We start from the raw sequence: 15,547 nt of genomic DNA, 5'->3' as shown, positions 1-15,547 counted from the left end.
CGACACAATGGCGCGGATTATAACATAGAGATGGCGGGATCTCAGCCATATGCGATGAGATCGTTTGGAGCCAGCAGCCGCTGGCGCTATACTGACTTTTTTCTCATCTGGTCTGTACCTGACGAAATCTATGTCTGTCATTGCGATTCTGGCGCTACTTGCCTACTCATTCAGCCTTGCACTTATCGTTCCCAGCCTGCTGCGGAAAAACAGCACCTGGCGTCGACTGGCGGTTCTGTCTGCCGTTGTGGCCCTGGTGTGCCATGCGGTGGCGCTGGAACAGCGTATTTTTGGACCGGACGGCGGGCAAAATCTGAGCCTGCTTAACATCGGTTCGCTGGTAAGTCTGCTGATTTGCGCCATTATGACCATCGTTGCCTCGCGCAACCGTGGCTGGATATTGTTACCTGTCGTTTACAGTTTTGCACTGATCAATCTGGCTTTTGCCACGTTCGTACCGAATGCTTTTATCACGCACCTGGAAACCACGCCGGGTATGATGGTGCATATTGGCCTTGCGCTCTTTGCTTATGCCACGCTGATTATTGCCGCGCTGTACGCCTTACAGCTTGCCTGGATTGACTGGCTGTTGAAGAATAAGAAGCTGGCGTTCAACAACGATATCCCTCCGCTGATGACCATTGAACGTAAAATGTTCCATATCACGCAGATAGGCGTCGTACTGCTGACGCTGGTGCTCTGTACCGGCCTGTTCTATATGCAGGATCTGTTCAGTCGTGAGAATATCGACAAAGCCGTGCTCTCTATTCTGGCCTGGTTCCTCTACATTGTGCTGCTGTGGGGCCACTACCATGAAGGCTGGCGCGGTCGCCGCGTGGTGTGGTTTAACTGTGGCGGTGCCTTTTTACTGACCATGGCCTATTTCGGTAGCCGCATGTTGCAGCATTTTCTTTCCTCCTGATTGACCACCACAAGGACCTCCCTTGGAACACGTTTCAACCACGACCCTCATCGTTACGCTGGTCATTATGATTTTGGTGTCAGCGTACTTCTCCGGTTCAGAAACCGGCATGATGACCCTCAATCGCTATAAACTGCGCCACCAGGCCAAAAATGGCGACCGTGCCGCCCGTCGTGTCGAAAAATTACTGCGTCGTCCTGACCGCCTGATTAGCCTGGTGCTGATTGGTAATAACCTGGTCAACATCCTGGCTTCCGCGCTGGGGACCATTGTCGGAATGCGGTTGTATGGCGATGCCGGCGTGGCGATTGCTACCGGTATTCTGACCTTCCTCGTGCTGGTTTTCGCTGAGGTACTGCCGAAAACAATTGCCGCACTCTACCCGGAGAAAGTGGCCTTCCCCAGCAGTTTCCTGCTGGGACCGCTGCAGGTGGTGATGATGCCACTTGTGTGGTTGCTGAACACCATTACCCGCATGCTGATGCGCATGGTAGGGATTAGAAGCGATGGCGCAGCCAGTGCCGCATTGAGCAAAGAGGAGCTACGTACGATTGTTTACGAGTCGCGCTCACTGATGTCACGCCGTAATCAGGATATGCTGCTGTCCGTGCTCGACCTGGAAAAAGTCAACGTTGATGACATCATGGTGCCGCGTAACGAAATTGTCGGCATCAACATCAACGACGACTGGAAGTCTATTGTGCGCCAGTTAACTCACTCCCCACACGGCCGCATTGTGCTTTACCGTGACTCTCTCGACAATGCCATGAGTATGCTGCGCGTGCGCGAAGCCTATCGCCTGATGACCGAGAAAAAAGAGTTCACCAAAGAGGTGATGCTGCGGGCGGCAGATGAGATTTACTTCGTGCCTGAAGGGACACCGCTTAACGTGCAACTGGTTAAATTCCAGCGCAATAAGGAAAAAGTGGGCCTGGTGATCGACGAATACGGTGATATTAAAGGGCTGGTAACCATTGAAGATATTCTGGAAGAGATTGTCGGTGATTTTACGACTTCAATGTCCCCTTCGCTGGCTGAAGAGGTGATGCCGCAGAATGACGGTTCGGTGTTAATTGAAGGCAGCGCTAACGTGCGTGAGCTGAACAAAGCCTTTAACTGGACGCTGCCGGAAGAAGAAGCCCGCACCATTAACGGTATGATTCTGGAAGCGTTACAGGATATCCCGCTGGCCAACACCACGGTGCAAATCGATCATTACGCCGTCGACATTCTCGACGTGCAGGACAACATGATTAAGCAGGTTCGCATCACCCCGCAGACGTCGCTGAAGGAATCAGTGGGGTCGTAAGCGGAAAGTGTTCAGAAGGTTAAAAAAAGGCCGGCCCCTGCATACCGTCGGGGCCGGCCTTTTTTCGATCAACCAGACACATCAACTAGATGTGCAGCTCTTTCAGCTTCTCTTTCGGCAGCGCCAGTTCATCGTTACGGTTAACGCGAATGTCGTTGTCGATGATGTTGCGCGCGATATCCTGCGCTTCATCCAGTGAATGCATTTCGCAGGTCCCACACTGATAAATATTCAGCTCGGGGATATCACTCTGGTTTTTTACCTTCAGCACGTCAGCCATCGCGGCCTTCCATGCTTTTGCCACACGCTGCTCGTCCGGCGTACCAATCAGGCTCATATAGAAACCGGTACGGCAGCCCATTGGGGAGATATCAATGATTTCCACGCCGTCACCATTCAGGTGATCGCGCATAAAGCCTGCGAACAGATGCTCCAGCGTATGGATACCACGCTCGGTCAGGATCTCGATATTCGGGCGGCAGAAACGCAGATCGAATACGGTGATGGTATCACCAGCAGGGGTCTTCATGGTTTTGGCTACGCGCACAGCGGGAGCGGCCATGATGGTGTGATCGACGGTAAAGCTATCCAGCAATGGCATACTTGTTACCTCAACTAATGAATTTATTTTTGAACCGATGAAACTTTTTCAAACTCTGTACGTCTGAATATATGAAAGACGCGCATTTGTTATCATCATCTCATCCCTGACAACAGAGATGTAATTTGGGCCACAGTAATGTGGCCTTTTTCTTTTGTGCCGCTTAACGCTTACCTTGCAAAAAGGTTTCCAGGTCAAGCGTATCACTTTCTTCGATATCCTGCTGACTCACCTTAGAACGCTGCGCTTCATCGCTAAACTGCTGTTCCGTCAGCACCTCATAAGACTCTTCGCTTAACTGAGCACGATACTGTTCTGCCAGCGCCAGACCGGCACCACCGATGCCGTTCTCTTTCAGCGTCTGCAGGAATCGCGCAGAGTAGGTCAGGTCGGGATCGTCAAATGACGCCACGAGACGGTCACACACGTCCTGATAATGGTGCTCATCGCTCTGGCTGTCGAGCGTTTCCGCCACACGGCGCAGATCGCTGAACAGGGCCTTGCCCACATCCACCAGCAGATGCTGAGATTCTTCACATCCCATGCCGATGGTCTGGCCTGGCTTGCGTCCTTCAAGGATCACCCGGTTCCAGTTCTTACGCGTACAGGCCAGCTCTGCACTGTTCATCTCCGGGGCATCCGCCAGCGTACACCAGATCAGGAACAGGTCGAGGAAGCGTACCTGATTGGCATCGACGCCAATCGGAGAAAACGGATTAATGTCCAGTGAGCGAACTTCAATATATTCAATGCCCCCGCGCTGTAACGCGTCAGAAGGCGCTTCCCCGGAACGGGTGACACGCTTGGGCCGGATAGGTGCGTACAGCTCATTCTCAATCTGCAGCACATTCGTATTCAACTGTAACCAGTTCCCCAGCTCATCTTTGACGCCCATTGCCGCAAACTCTTCAGAAGGCGTTTTAATCGCCGCTTTCAGACCGGTAATGTAGTCAGGAAGATTATTGAAGGTAATGCCGAGGTTGCTCTGGGATTTATTGGTATACCCAAGGTCGCTGAGACGTAACGAGGTGGCATAAGGCAGTGATAACATTCCCTTATCGCTACGTTCAAACGGCAGTGCGCTCTCCTTGCCCTGCAGGAAAGAGGAGCAGATGGCTGGAGACGCGCCGAAAAGATAAGGGATCACCCAGCCAAAACGATAATAGTTGCGGATCAGGCGCAGATAGCCATCTGAAATGGCCTCTTTACCGCTCTCAGCGTCTTTGACCCCTGCCCACGCCTGCCAGAAAGAGAGCGGAAGCGAGAAGTTGTAGTGTACGCCAGAGATAATCTGCATCAGTGCGCCATAACGGTTTTTCAGCCCCTGGCGATACAACGTCTTCATCTGACCGATATTGGAACGGCCATACTGTGCCAGTTCGATATCCTGATTGGGATCCATCATGCACGGCATGCTCATCGGCCACATACGCTCCTCCCCCAGTTCACGGGCAACGTGGCGGTGGATATCGCGTAAAAATGCCAGCAGATGATCAATATCCTGATCGACCGGTGTGATAAATTCCAGCAGTGCTTCTGCAAAGTCCGTGGTAATCCACTTATGGGTCAAAGCGGAACCAAGAGAAGCCGGGTGTCCGGTAGTGGCAAGGTGCCCATCCGGCATAACGCGCAGCGTTTCGCGCTCTATACCGCGACCAATACCTTTAAGTGCGTCAGGATGAGCTTCCAGCCAGGAAAGCGCCTGTGATACGTCCGGGATCAAATTGACCTCCCGCTCAGAGAAAAATTTATTATTGTTCAGCATAATGTTAATCGCAGCGCCGCCTTAAAGCGAATCAATGCCACCATTCCATGCCCTGTAGTGTTGCGGCTGCCAGCAGCACATAACGCAAGGTTTTACCGATAGCGAGAAAGATCACCGTCGGTAGCCAGGCGAAACGCAGCCAGCCAGCAAGAACGCACAGCAGGTCACCCAACACGGGTAACCAGCTAAAAAGCAGCGCAGCAGGCCCGAATCGGTGCAGCCACGCCGTTGCTGTGTTGTGCCATCGCCCCTGACTTTTTACGGGAAGCAGGCGACCCACTATGATGTTGGTCACACCGCCCAGCGTATTCCCCAGCGCGGCAATCAGGACAACCAAACTGACAGAAACCTTTCCTGCCAGCAGTAATCCCACCAGTAAGGCTTCTGAACTGCCAGGCAATAACGTGGCACTCAGAAAACTACTGGCAAACATCGAACCGTAAGCGAGCCATTCACTCACAGCCGTCTGACATCCACGGCATCCATGCCGGCTGCGCAGGCGGCCTGAAGACCATAGTCAGCATCCTCGAACACCACACAGCGTGCAGGCGTTACGCCGATTAACTCAGCGCAACGCAGGAATGTATCAGGTTCTGGCTTATGACGTTTAACATCATCTGCTGCGACAATGGCATCAAAATAACTGAGGAGCCCAAGGTGCTGTAACAGTCCGACGGCCACTGAATGCTCACTGCCGGTGCCCACCGCCATCGGGCGACGCCCTTTGTACGCTCTGACCACTTCCACCAGCGGGAGCGGCTGCACGCTGTCATACAGCATGGTTTTGAGCAGCGCCGTTTTTTCTTCCGCCAGCCGGTAAGGATCAAGATCGCTTTGATGGCGGTTGATGATCACCTGGGCGATATGCCATGTGGGTGAACCATTTAAGCCCACCATGGCCGCTTCATCGAAGTTCATGCCGTATTTTTCCAGCACCTGATGCCAGGCTTTTCGGTGTGTAGGTTCAGTATCCAGGATGGTGCCATCCATATCGAAGATCAAACCGTCGTAAGCATCGTACATTCATGCATCCATCCTGATCACGGAACGATTACTTTAGCGTAAAGCACCCACATTGTCGCTGCCGGGATGGATCAGCAAATGCCTTGAAATATAGAGGGATTTTGATTATCAGATAAATGCGTGGGATAAAGCGCAGGAAAATTTGCTTTAAAATGATCATTCTTAAGGAGGATGTGCAGAAAACAAGCGAAGAGAATAAGGGGACGAGGGGGAAGTCAGGAAGATGATTCGGCTTCGCCTTACGCGGAAGTAACGTCGCGAAAGCGCTTATTCTTCCTTAGTGCTGGCGGTAAGACAGCTACACAGTGGCCACTCAAAGAGACGTTCACTTGTCAGAATATGGTGCATCCAGGAGGATTCGAACCTCCGACCGCTCGGTTCGTAGCCGAGTACTCTATCCAGCTGAGCTATGGATGCAGGGGTCAAGCATGTTGATTTTACAGACTTCAGAAGCAGGCCACTACAGAGTAGCCTGCCACTTTTCAGAATAGGGCGCATCCAGAAGGATGATTCGGCTTCGCATCACCCTGACGGGCTGTCGCGAGCGACATTATCCTCCTTTGTGCTGGCAGTAAAACACCTACAACATGCCAACGCAAAGAGACGTCCACTTTTCAGAATATGGTGCATCCAGGAGGATTCGAACCTCCGACCGCTCGGTTCGTAGCCGAGTACTCTATCCAGCTGAGCTATGGATGCAAAGGTAAAACGACGCAGTTTTCTGCGGGGTAACACTATCGGGGGAGATAAAGCGACAAACCTGAGGAGATACTGAAGAAAATCACGACCACTCATTAAGAAATGATGTAACCAAGAAGATCATTCGGCTATGACTTAAACCTGATGAGCATCGTGGTTTTCCTTTGCGCTGGCGAAAAACTTTATAACATGCCAGTACACAGGATTTTCACTCTTTAATAAAATGGTGCATCCAGGAGGATTCGAACCTCCGACCGCTCGGTTCGTAGCCGAGTACTCTATCCAGCTGAGCTATGGATGCATTGCTACTTCTTGTATAACGCAGTGTGCTGACTACTCACCGTGATGCAGGGCTGCTAACGCTGCACCAGTACTTCCCAATATTAAAGCCGCACTAAGCCGCTTTAAAAAATGTGGTGCATCCAGGAGGATTCGAACCTCCGACCGCTCGGTTCGTAGCCGAGTACTCTATCCAGCTGAGCTATGGATGCAAAATGGCGGTGAGGCGGGGATTCGAACCCCGGATGCAGCTTTTGACCGCATACTCCCTTAGCAGGGGAGCGCCTTCAGCCTCTCGGCCACCTCACCACTAGCACTCTTTCGAGTTGTGCTTCAGAACGTTGTATCTGCTCATCGGCACTGCGTGGCGCACATATTACTTTCTGGGCGTTGTAAGTCAAACAATTTCTCCCCCTTTTTTCATCACTCGTGTCTGATTGCACAAAAGCCACGCAAAGCGGCCATTTTGACGACAAAAAGAGTGATTTATCAACAAAGAAAGCAGCCACAGAGAGAGCGATCACGCACGGATAAAAACAGCAGAGGAGAAAAAACAGGTAATAAAAAACGCGAAGAAGAAGGCGAAGGATAAGGAAAACAACAAAAGGGACGGGGAAAGCGAAAACCGGTAGCGCCTCGCTACTGGAGCGAGGCGCTGGATCCGTTAGTAACTTGTTTGCTGAGTCTTTTCGGCCTGAATGCGCTGATAGATCTCTTCGCGATGCACCGACACTTCTTTAGGGGCGTTCACACCAATACGTACCTGGTTACCTTTAACACCCAGCACAGTTACAGTCACCTCATCACCGATCATGAGGGTTTCACCAACTCGACGAGTTAGAATAAGCATTCTTTGCTCCTTGAAAGATTAAAAGAGTCGGGTTAAGTGCTTCCCGGCATTATCCATCGTATAACGCTAAATGTAGCCTATGACAAATACACCCGTTGTGCACCTGCATACCAATACATTCTGCTGATACTTAGTTTAGCCGAAAACCAGATCATCAACCTGACTTTATGATTACAGGGGTGTATCACTTGAAAAGACGCCCGGACATGCAGCCCTGAGCGTCTTCCCGGCAATACCTTTTTATAGTGTTACAGTTTTGCAGCCACCCATGCCTCAACGCCAGCCAGTGCAGCAGGCAGCGCCTGTGCGTCTGTACCGCCAGCCTGAGCCATATCCGGTCGACCGCCACCCTTACCACCGACCTGCTGGGCCAGTTCGCCCACCAGCTCGCCCGCTTTTACGCGGTCGGTCAGGTCTTTAGTCACCCCGGCAATCAGGGATACTTTGCCATCAGCGACTGTCGCCAGCACGATAACTGCAGAACCAAGCTGGTTTTTCAGGTCATCGACCATCGTACGCAGCATCTTCGGTTCAACATTGCTCAGTTCGCTGACCAGCAGCCTGGTGCCTTTCAGCGCAATGGCTTTACTACTCAGTGATGCACTCTCTTGCGCAGCCTGCTGATCTTTCAGCTGCTGCAATTCTTTTTCCAGCCCGCGCGCATGGTCAATCAACGCCCGCACTTTCTCATTCAGATTACTGTTGTTGGCTTTCACCAGGTGAGCAATATCCAGTAACTGCTCATTCTGACTGTATACCTGTGCCAGTGCGCCCTCTCCGGTCACCGCTTCAATACGGCGTACGCCTGCGGCAGTACCCGACTCAGAGGTGATGCGGAACAGGCCGATATCGCCCGTACGGGAGGCGTGAACGCCACCGCACAGTTCGGTTGAGAAGTCCCCCATGCCGACAACGCGCACGTGGTCATCGTACTTCTCCCCAAACAGTGCCATCGCCCCGTGTGCCTTCGCGGCTTCCAGTTCCATGATATTGGTTTCGACCGGCAGATTGCGACGGATCTGTGCGTTAACGATCTCTTCAACCTGGCGGATCTCCTGTGGCTTCATCGCTTCAAAATGCGAGAAGTCAAAACGCAGGTATTTGTCGTTAACCAGAGAGCCTTTCTGCGCAACGTGATCGCCCAACACCTGTCGCAACGCGGCGTGCAGGAGATGCGTCGCAGAGTGATTGAGGCGAATACGAGCGCGACGTGCTTCGTTAACCTGCGCCGCAAGGCGGTCGCCCACGCGAAGCTGGCCCGATGTCAGGGTACCAATGTGACCGATCGCCTGAGCATACTTCTGCGTGTCATTCACGGTGAAAGTGGCCCCCTGCTCGCTTTTCAGCTCACCGGTATCGCCCACCTGACCACCGGACTCACCGTAGAACGGTGTCTCATCGAGAACGATAACCCCTTCCTGGCCGGCGCTGATCGCCTCCGCTGCCTGGCCATCAACGAAAATAGCAGTCACAGCGGCATTCAGCGCCAGTTCTTCATAGCCTTTGAAGGCTGAGGCCTGGTCAATGCGGATCACATTGTTGTAATCCGTACCGAAGCCGCTGGCATTTCGCGCACGCTGACGCTGCTGCTCCATCGCCTGCTCAAAGCCTGCTTCATCAATTTTCAGATTACGCTCACGGCAAACGTCCGCCGTCAGGTCGGCCGGGAAACCGAAAGTATCGTACAGGCGGAAAACAGTTTCACCATCCAGGGTATCGCCCTGCAGGTTCTCCAGCTCTTCATCCAGCAGCGCCAGACCACGCTCAAGCGTTTTCGCAAACTGCTCTTCTTCACTTTTCAGGATCTGCTCAACCTGCGCCTGCTGACGCTGCAGATCTTCCCCCGCAGCACCCATCACGGCAATCAGCGGAGCGACCAGTTTGTAGAAGAATGTGCCTTCTGCGCCCAGCATGTTGCCATGGCGAACCGCACGGCGAATGATGCGGCGCAGCACATAACCGCGGTTTTCATTCGACGGGATCACTCCATCCGCAATCAGGAAAGCACAGGAACGGATATGGTCGGCAATCACCCGCAGGGATTTATTGCTCAGGTCAGTTGCGCCCGTCACCTCAGCGACCGATGTGATCAACCGCGCAAACAGGTCGATTTCATAGTTGGAGTTCACATGCTGCAGAACGGCACTGATACGCTCCAGCCCCATCCCGGTATCCACGGACGGCTTCGGCAGCGGCAGCATGGTACCGTCTGACTGACGGTTGAACTGCATAAAGACGATATTCCAGATCTCGATATAGCGATCGCCATCTTCTTCCGGGCTACCCGGAGGGCCACCCCAGATATGGTCGCCATGGTCGAAGAAGATCTCGGAGCACGGGCCGCATGGGCCGGTATCACCCATCTGCCAGAAGTTGTCAGAGGCGTACGCGCCACCTTTGTTGTCACCGATGCGGATAATACGTTCGCGCGGTACGCCGATCTCGTTTTCCCAGATGCCGTACGCTTCATCATCGGTCTCGTAAACCGTGACCCACAGTTTCTCTTTTGGCAGGCCGAACCACGCCGGGCTGGTCAGCAGTTCCCAGGCAAAGCCGATCGCTTCTTTCTTGAAGTAATCACCAAAGCTGAAGTTACCCAGCATTTCAAAGAAAGTATGGTGGCGGGCGGTGTAGCCGACGTTTTCAAGATCGTTGTGCTTCCCACCGGCGCGCACGCAGCGCTGCGAGGTCGTGGCACGCGAGTAACTGCGTTTATCCTGACCGAGGAAAACATCTTTAAACTGGTTCATCCCGGCGTTGGTAAATAACAGCGTCGGGTCATTGTTAGGGACGAGGGAGCTACTGGCTACAACCTGATGTCCCTTGCTCTGGAAAAAGTCGAGAAACGCTTGACGAATCTCCGCAGTGCTCTTGCTCATATTTGTCCTGGAATCACGCTAACGAACGTTTCGTGGGTCATGTTACGCCGGATCGGCTTCTGCCTGCGGCGACACACGAACAAAAAGTGGTGAATAAGATAAATTTTCTTCAGAGGGAAGTAAAATCCCATCGACGATCAATCATCAAAATTCTCGAAAATGGCGCGGATATCTTCCATAAAGAAGCCTTTAGCCATCAGAAATCGCTGCACTTTGGCTTTTTCCTTCCATTCCGTGGGCAGTGGCAGTCCAAACTTACGTTCTGCCCGCGCAAATGCTTCCTTTTGCCAGTCAATTTCAGCAGCAAACAGCGCATCATCAATCAGCGTTTTATCAATACCCTTCTGCCCCAGTTCCATACGAATGCGCTGTGGCCCATAGCCTTTACGACTGCGTCCGGCTACGTAGCGCTCTGCAAAGCGCGTATCATCCAGCCAGTTGTGCTGATAGCACCACTCAACAACGCGATCGATCTCCTCAGGGGCCAGCGGTTCCGGCTGCGCGTCGGGTTTAGCCGCCTGCTGTTTCGCGAACTGGGCGGCGCGTTCACTGGAAATCTGCAGCTTACGGCGAAACTCTGCTTCACTGTGATCGCGCATGGCAAGAATACGCATTGCCCGCTCCAGCAGTTTTGCATGCCGGGTTCGTTCAGTGGATTCTGACATAATGATTCATCCGCGTTCAGTCTAAGTAACAGAGAGTCAGGGTAACGCCTGATGGCGATGCTTGCGAGGAAAAAGCGTAGAAAGGAGAGGATAATGGGCGGGTTCAGTCATCTGATACAGACTATTCTGGAATGTCATAAAAAAAGGGAATCGCTCTGGCGATTCCCTTTTTATGTCGCGAACAGAACGCTGTCCGTCCGGCGAGTAACGATTAGATATCTTCGTTAACTTCACTATCGGCTTCATGCGGAGCCGGAACAAAATCAGGCTTATCGTCCGGGCTGTTCAACAGCATTTCACGCAGTTTTGCTTCGATTTCGTTAGCGATAGCCGGGTTCTCTTTCAGGAAGTTACCTGAGTTGGCTTTACCCTGACCAATCTTGTCACCGTTATAGCTGTACCAGGCACCGGCTTTTTCGATCAGCTTGTGCTTCACGCCCAGGTCGACCAGCTCACCGTAAACGTTGATACCTTCGCCGTACATGATCTGGAACTCAGCCTGTTTAAACGGTGCTGCGATTTTGTTTTTCACCACTTTAACGCGGGTTTCGCTACCCACCACTTCATCACCCTCTTTGATCGCGCCGATGCGGCGAATATCCAGACGGACAGAAGCGTAGAATTTCAGAGCGTTACCACCGGTAGTGGTTTCCGGGTTACCGAACATCACGCCAATTTTCATACGGATCTGGTTGATAAAGATCAGCAGCGTACCGGAGTTCTTCAGGTTACCGGCCAGCTTACGCATCGCCTGGCTCATCATACGTGCCGCAAGGCCCATATGAGAGTCACCGATTTCACCTTCGATTTCTGCTTTTGGTGTCAACGCCGCTACGGAGTCGACGATGATGACGTCAACCGCACCGGAACGGGCCAGCGCATCACAGATTTCCAGCGCCTGCTCACCGGTATCCGGCTGAGAACACAGCAAGTTATCGATATCCACGCCCAGTTTTTTAGCGTAGACCGGGTCCAGAGCATGCTCGGCATCGATAAATGCACAGGTTTTCCCTTTACGCTGTGCAGAAGCGATAACCTGCAGCGTCAGGGTGGTTTTACCGGAAGACTCCGGGCCATAGATTTCAACGATACGGCCCATTGGTAAACCACCGGCACCCAGCGCGATATCCAGTGATAAAGAACCGGTTGAGATGGTTTCCACATCCATGGTGCGGTCTTCACCCAGGCGCATGATGGAGCCTTTACCAAACTGCTTTTCAATCTGGCCCAGCGCTGCTGCCAGTGCTTTTTGCTTGTTTTCGTCGATAGCCATTTTTACTCCTAATCATGCGGGTAAAGCACACATAGATGCTGCTTCGTCTCTAAAATATGCGCTGATTATACTGTATGCTCATACAGTATCAAGTTTAATTTTTGAGAAAGTGATCGAGCAGGGTTTGCAGCGCCCAGGCCGTGGCCTGACGGCGTACGGCCTCGCGGTCACCGCTGAAGCGCTGCACCAGGGTCAGTGCTTCACCGCTTTCTGCGGCAAATCCAAACCAGACGGTGCCGACGGGTTTTCCCTCGCTGCCGCCATCCGGCCCGGCAATGCCGCTGACCGAGATCGCATACTGCGCACCGGCTTCACGCAGCGCGCCCAGCGCCATCTCACGCACCACCTCTTCACTCACCGCCCCGAAGTGGGCCAGTGAGGCATCCGACACCCCGATCATCTGCTGCTTGGCATCATTGCTGTAGGTCACAAAGCCGCGCTGAAACCAGGCCGAACTGCCGGCAACATCCGTCAGCACTTTTGCAATCCAGCCCCCGGTGCAGGACTCGGCAGTGGTTACGCAGGCCTGATGGGCCCGCAGACGTTCACCCACGCGCATGCTCAACTGCAGTAATTCGTAATCGGTCATATGGCTCTCCCCTTACCGATGTTCCAGAGCAAAAGAGTAGCACTTTTCACTGGTTCAGACGGCGTCAAAAGCCGTTTTTGCGGCCTGTCATGGCGATTTTCCGTCAGACTTTCTCTGCCACCATAAATAAACGCGGGAAGGCCAGCAGCAGGTTGCCATCCTGCCGTCGCGGATACGCCAGTGCGATCTCTGCCAGATAGTCTGTCAGCCATACAGCCTGTTCAGCCTCATCCAGCGCGGCGAGATAGGGGCGCAACCCGGTCGCCCGCAGCCAGTCAATAATGGCCTGCGGCGAGGGCATGACATGATAGTAGGTGGTCCGCCAGATATCGACCCGGCAGCCTGCGGCTGTCAGCAGGTCATAGTACTGTTCTGTTGACAGCAGAGACGCACGCGACGACGCCTTCGGGTCGATTTTACCACGCCACTCAGGACGCTGTGCCACGTTACGCATCAGACGATGGCTCGGCTCATCAAGGTTATCCGGCATCTGAATGGCCAGTACGCCACCGGTAGCAAGCTGAGATGCCAGGCGGGGTAGCAGGACCGGATGATCGTTCAGCCACTGCAGAGAGGCATTAGCGAAGATCACCTCCTGAGGGGGAGTCGCCAGCCAGTGACGAATATCCGCCTCGTGAAACCCACAGTCCGGCAGACGCGCACGAGCCTGTTCGAGCATCGCCCGCGAACTGTCCAGCCCGGTAATCTGCGCCTCAGGCCAGCGCCGGTGAAGTAATTCGGTACTGTTACCCGGGCCACAGCCAAGGTCGGTAACGTAAGAAGGGGAAGGACATGTGATGCGCTGGAGAAGTTCCTGCGCCGGGCGTGTGCGTTCGGCTTCGAACTGACGGTAAAGATCGGGATTCCAGTCTTTCATTATTCCTCGCTCAGATAAGCAGTGGCAGCCCGATCTCCTGTAAACCTGGCTGCCCCGGCGATAAATAACACTCTGGCTGCAACAATCCAGACGCGATTTAACGCGCCTGCTTCACGGCCAGCCCCAGCTGCCACACGGCCATCGCATAATGATTGCTGTGGTTATAGCGGGTGATAGCGTAGAAATTAGGCAGCCCGTACCAGTACTTATAGCTCTTACCCATATCAAACTTCAGCAGGCTGACCTGCTGATTGTGATCCAGCGGGATAACCGGTGACAGTCCGGCTGCGGCCAGTTGGCCTGCGGTGTAGCGGGTTTTAAAGCCGCTCTCCAGCCCCGGAGCCTGGCCAGTGGCCTCTACCGCTACGGTTCCGTTGGTCAGCCAGCCGTGTGCCTGGAAATAGTGCGCCACGCTGCCAATCGCATCCACCGGATCCCACAGATTAATATGTCCGTCACCGTTGAAGTCCACAGCATACTGTTTAAACGCCGATGGCATAAACTGGCCGTAACCCATTGCCCCGGCAAATGAGCCGCGCAGATCGAGCGGATCATCATCTTCTTCACGGGCCATCAACAGGAAGGTTTCCAGCTCACCGCTGAAGTACTCAGCGCGGCGCGGATAGTTAAATGACAGCGTCGCCAGCGCATCAAGAATGCGTGTTTTGCCCATTACGCGGCCCCAGCGGGTTTCCACGCCGATAATACCCACAATAATTTCCGGCGGTACGCCATAGGTTTTTTCCGCACGCTGCAGCGCATCCTGGTACTGATTCCAGAATGCCACGCCGTTCTGTACGTTATCCGGGGTAATAAACTTACTGCGATAACGGATCCATGCGCCGTTAGGGCCGGTCGGGCCCTGAGCCGTCGTCGACGGGGCCTGGCGATCCATCAGGCGGACAATCCAGTCGAGATTTTTCGCCTGCGCCAGCACATTATGCAGCTGGTCGCGTTCAAAACCGTGCTTTTGCACCATTTTGTCGATAAATGCATTGGCCGCCGGGTTATTGGCGAAATCGCCCCCCAGTACCGTACCGCTGTGCGACGGTTCCAGCAGGAACCCGCCGTTGCCTTTAAACGGATTGCCATGCGGTTCAGCCGGCGCCGACTTCGGCTGACTGCTACAGGCGGTGAGTAATGCGAGGACAGGGAGGAACAAAGCCAGATAACGCATCAGATATCCATATAACCGTTTAAATTTTTCAGAAACAGATGGTAAAGCATTGATGGTGAGGAGTTAAGCGGATTTACTAAAAGTGAGGAAGGATAGCCATGAAAATCCCCTCTGCCTGACGCGAGAGGGGACGGGGGCACTGAATTATCGTTTGTAGTAGATTTCACCCTGCTTCGCCTGCAGAATTTTGCCGTCAGCATTGGTGATCAGCACATAGTTACCGCCCATGTAGGTCCAGTGACTGTCGGCTTCCGGAGCGGGCAGATGGCGCACCTTCCACTGCACAATTTCATATTTTTTGCTGCGGTAGAGATCGGGCACCACGTCACCAATAGCAAAACGCTTAAAGTCAGCGAAGAAGTATTGCAGATCGTAAGGATCGGCAGGGTTAGCCTGCGGGGCAGCAGCCTGAGGATCCTGCGCCAGTGAGTTCTGACTTTCCGGGGTCTGAACGGCAGGCGTCTGCACTTCAGGGGCCGCATCTGCGCTCTGCTCACCTTCCGCCCAGGCGGCAGGGACACAGGATAACGCCGCAGCCGAGAAGAGCGCTGAACAGAATACCACTTTCAACTTACGCATATTTTCTCCAAAATTTAGGCTATCTGGCAGCGATCCGCTGCAAAATCAACGTACATCAAT

Annotated in this window: 14 protein-coding genes and 5 tRNA genes; 2 read left to right on the top strand and 17 right to left on the bottom strand. The window is 53.4% G+C overall.

Features of this window, described 5'->3' with window-relative positions:
• Positions 1–130: 130 nt before the first annotated feature.
• Positions 131–922, top strand: coding sequence for a cytochrome C assembly family protein (locus tag K6L24_RS04700; RefSeq protein WP_062744163.1), 792 nt, complete (start codon positions 131–133; stop codon positions 920–922).
• Between the two features lie 22 nt (positions 923–944).
• Positions 945–2,231, top strand: a complete 1,287-nt coding sequence (locus K6L24_RS04695) for an HlyC/CorC family transporter (protein WP_062744164.1) — start codon at positions 945–947, stop codon at positions 2,229–2,231.
• Between the two features lie 85 nt (positions 2,232–2,316).
• Here the strand turns inward: K6L24_RS04695 and luxS are convergent, their stop codons facing one another.
• From luxS to K6L24_RS04610, 17 genes are all read right to left on the bottom strand, one after another.
• Positions 2,317–2,832 (bottom strand): S-ribosylhomocysteine lyase, encoded by a 516-nt coding sequence (gene luxS, locus K6L24_RS04690; RefSeq protein ID WP_062744165.1) that lies wholly within the window; start codon positions 2,830–2,832, stop codon positions 2,317–2,319.
• 163 nt (positions 2,833–2,995) lie between these two features.
• On the bottom strand, positions 2,996–4,597 hold the full coding sequence (gshA, locus tag K6L24_RS04685; protein WP_222681990.1) for a glutamate--cysteine ligase: 1,602 nt from the start codon (positions 4,595–4,597) through the stop codon (positions 2,996–2,998).
• Positions 4,598–4,628: 31 nt separating this feature from the next.
• On the bottom strand, positions 4,629–5,057 hold the full coding sequence (locus K6L24_RS04680; protein WP_062744166.1) for a YqaA family protein: 429 nt from the start codon (positions 5,055–5,057) through the stop codon (positions 4,629–4,631).
• The gene (yqaB, locus tag K6L24_RS04675) at positions 5,054–5,620 is read right to left on the bottom strand and encodes a fructose-1-phosphate/6-phosphogluconate phosphatase (RefSeq protein ID WP_062744167.1); all 567 of its coding nucleotides are present in this window, start codon (positions 5,618–5,620) and stop codon (positions 5,054–5,056) included. The genes K6L24_RS04680 and yqaB overlap by 4 nt, the downstream gene beginning before the upstream one ends.
• A 340-nt stretch (positions 5,621–5,960) precedes the next feature.
• Positions 5,961–6,037, bottom strand: a tRNA-Arg gene (locus tag K6L24_RS04670).
• Between the two features lie 205 nt (positions 6,038–6,242).
• Positions 6,243–6,319: transfer RNA gene (locus tag K6L24_RS04665), tRNA-Arg, on the bottom strand.
• A 224-nt stretch (positions 6,320–6,543) separates the two neighbouring features.
• Positions 6,544–6,620 (bottom strand) — tRNA-Arg (locus K6L24_RS04660).
• Positions 6,621–6,733: 113 nt separating this feature from the next.
• Positions 6,734–6,810: transfer RNA gene (locus K6L24_RS04655), tRNA-Arg, on the bottom strand.
• A 4-nt stretch (positions 6,811–6,814) separates the two neighbouring features.
• Positions 6,815–6,907: transfer RNA gene (locus K6L24_RS04650), tRNA-Ser, on the bottom strand.
• Between the two features lie 355 nt (positions 6,908–7,262).
• On the bottom strand, positions 7,263–7,448 hold the full coding sequence (gene csrA / locus K6L24_RS04645) for a carbon storage regulator CsrA (RefSeq protein WP_004155916.1): 186 nt from the start codon (positions 7,446–7,448) through the stop codon (positions 7,263–7,265).
• Positions 7,449–7,696: 248 nt separating this feature from the next.
• Positions 7,697–10,327 carry an alanine--tRNA ligase gene (alaS, locus tag K6L24_RS04640; RefSeq protein ID WP_062744168.1) on the bottom strand — a complete coding sequence of 877 codons (2,631 nt, stop codon included), beginning with the start codon at positions 10,325–10,327 and terminating at the stop codon, positions 7,697–7,699.
• A 137-nt stretch (positions 10,328–10,464) separates the two neighbouring features.
• Positions 10,465–10,992 (bottom strand): regulatory protein RecX, encoded by a 528-nt coding sequence (locus tag K6L24_RS04635; RefSeq protein WP_118663365.1) that lies wholly within the window; start codon positions 10,990–10,992, stop codon positions 10,465–10,467.
• A 211-nt stretch (positions 10,993–11,203) separates the two neighbouring features.
• Entirely contained in the window at positions 11,204–12,265 is a 1,062-nt protein-coding gene (gene recA, locus K6L24_RS04630) for a recombinase RecA (protein ID WP_062744170.1), read from the bottom strand.
• A gap of 94 nt (positions 12,266–12,359) precedes the next feature.
• A complete protein-coding gene (pncC, locus tag K6L24_RS04625; protein WP_062744171.1) occupies positions 12,360–12,854 on the bottom strand; it encodes a nicotinamide-nucleotide amidase in 495 nt (164 codons plus the stop codon).
• 103 nt (positions 12,855–12,957) lie between these two features.
• A complete protein-coding gene (tam, locus tag K6L24_RS04620) occupies positions 12,958–13,731 on the bottom strand; it encodes a trans-aconitate 2-methyltransferase (RefSeq protein ID WP_062744172.1) in 774 nt (257 codons plus the stop codon).
• Positions 13,732–13,828: 97 nt separating this feature from the next.
• Positions 13,829–14,908, bottom strand: coding sequence for a lytic murein transglycosylase B (mltB, locus tag K6L24_RS04615; RefSeq protein ID WP_062744173.1), 1,080 nt, complete (start codon positions 14,906–14,908; stop codon positions 13,829–13,831).
• A gap of 144 nt (positions 14,909–15,052) precedes the next feature.
• A complete protein-coding gene (locus tag K6L24_RS04610) occupies positions 15,053–15,487 on the bottom strand; it encodes an RcnB family protein (RefSeq protein ID WP_118663361.1) in 435 nt (144 codons plus the stop codon).
• Positions 15,488–15,547 lie beyond the last annotated feature (60 nt).

The organism is Erwinia persicina, from assembly GCF_019844095.1.
Classification (GTDB): domain Bacteria; phylum Pseudomonadota; class Gammaproteobacteria; order Enterobacterales; family Enterobacteriaceae; genus Erwinia; species Erwinia persicina.
The sequence above is the reverse complement of the archived record's forward strand: the minus strand, read 5'-3'. Positions and strand labels throughout refer to the sequence as shown.

What these genes read in the sequence shown, in the direction of transcription:
- csrA (WP_004155916.1), bottom strand. Translation starts at nt 7,448, where the DNA reads ATGCTTATTCTAACTCGTCGAGTTGGTGAAACCCTCATGATCGGTGAT.
- K6L24_RS04610 (WP_118663361.1), bottom strand. Translation starts at nt 15,487, where the DNA reads ATGCGTAAGTTGAAAGTGGTATTCTGTTCAGCGCTCTTCTCGGCTGCG.
- alaS (WP_062744168.1), bottom strand. Translation starts at nt 10,327, where the DNA reads ATGAGCAAGAGCACTGCGGAGATTCGTCAAGCGTTTCTCGACTTTTTC.
- recA (WP_062744170.1), bottom strand. Translation starts at nt 12,265, where the DNA reads ATGGCTATCGACGAAAACAAGCAAAAAGCACTGGCAGCAGCGCTGGGC.
- yqaB (WP_062744167.1), bottom strand. Translation starts at nt 5,620, where the DNA reads ATGTACGATGCTTACGACGGTTTGATCTTCGATATGGATGGCACCATC.
- mltB (WP_062744173.1), bottom strand. Translation starts at nt 14,908, where the DNA reads ATGCGTTATCTGGCTTTGTTCCTCCCTGTCCTCGCATTACTCACCGCC.
- K6L24_RS04635 (WP_118663365.1), bottom strand. Translation starts at nt 10,992, where the DNA reads ATGTCAGAATCCACTGAACGAACCCGGCATGCAAAACTGCTGGAGCGG.
- K6L24_RS04700 (WP_062744163.1), top strand. Translation starts at nt 131, where the DNA reads ATGTCTGTCATTGCGATTCTGGCGCTACTTGCCTACTCATTCAGCCTT.
- gshA (WP_222681990.1), bottom strand. Translation starts at nt 4,597, where the DNA reads ATGCTGAACAATAATAAATTTTTCTCTGAGCGGGAGGTCAATTTGATC.
- luxS (WP_062744165.1), bottom strand. Translation starts at nt 2,832, where the DNA reads ATGCCATTGCTGGATAGCTTTACCGTCGATCACACCATCATGGCCGCT.
- tam (WP_062744172.1), bottom strand. Translation starts at nt 13,731, where the DNA reads ATGAAAGACTGGAATCCCGATCTTTACCGTCAGTTCGAAGCCGAACGC.
- pncC (WP_062744171.1), bottom strand. Translation starts at nt 12,854, where the DNA reads ATGACCGATTACGAATTACTGCAGTTGAGCATGCGCGTGGGTGAACGT.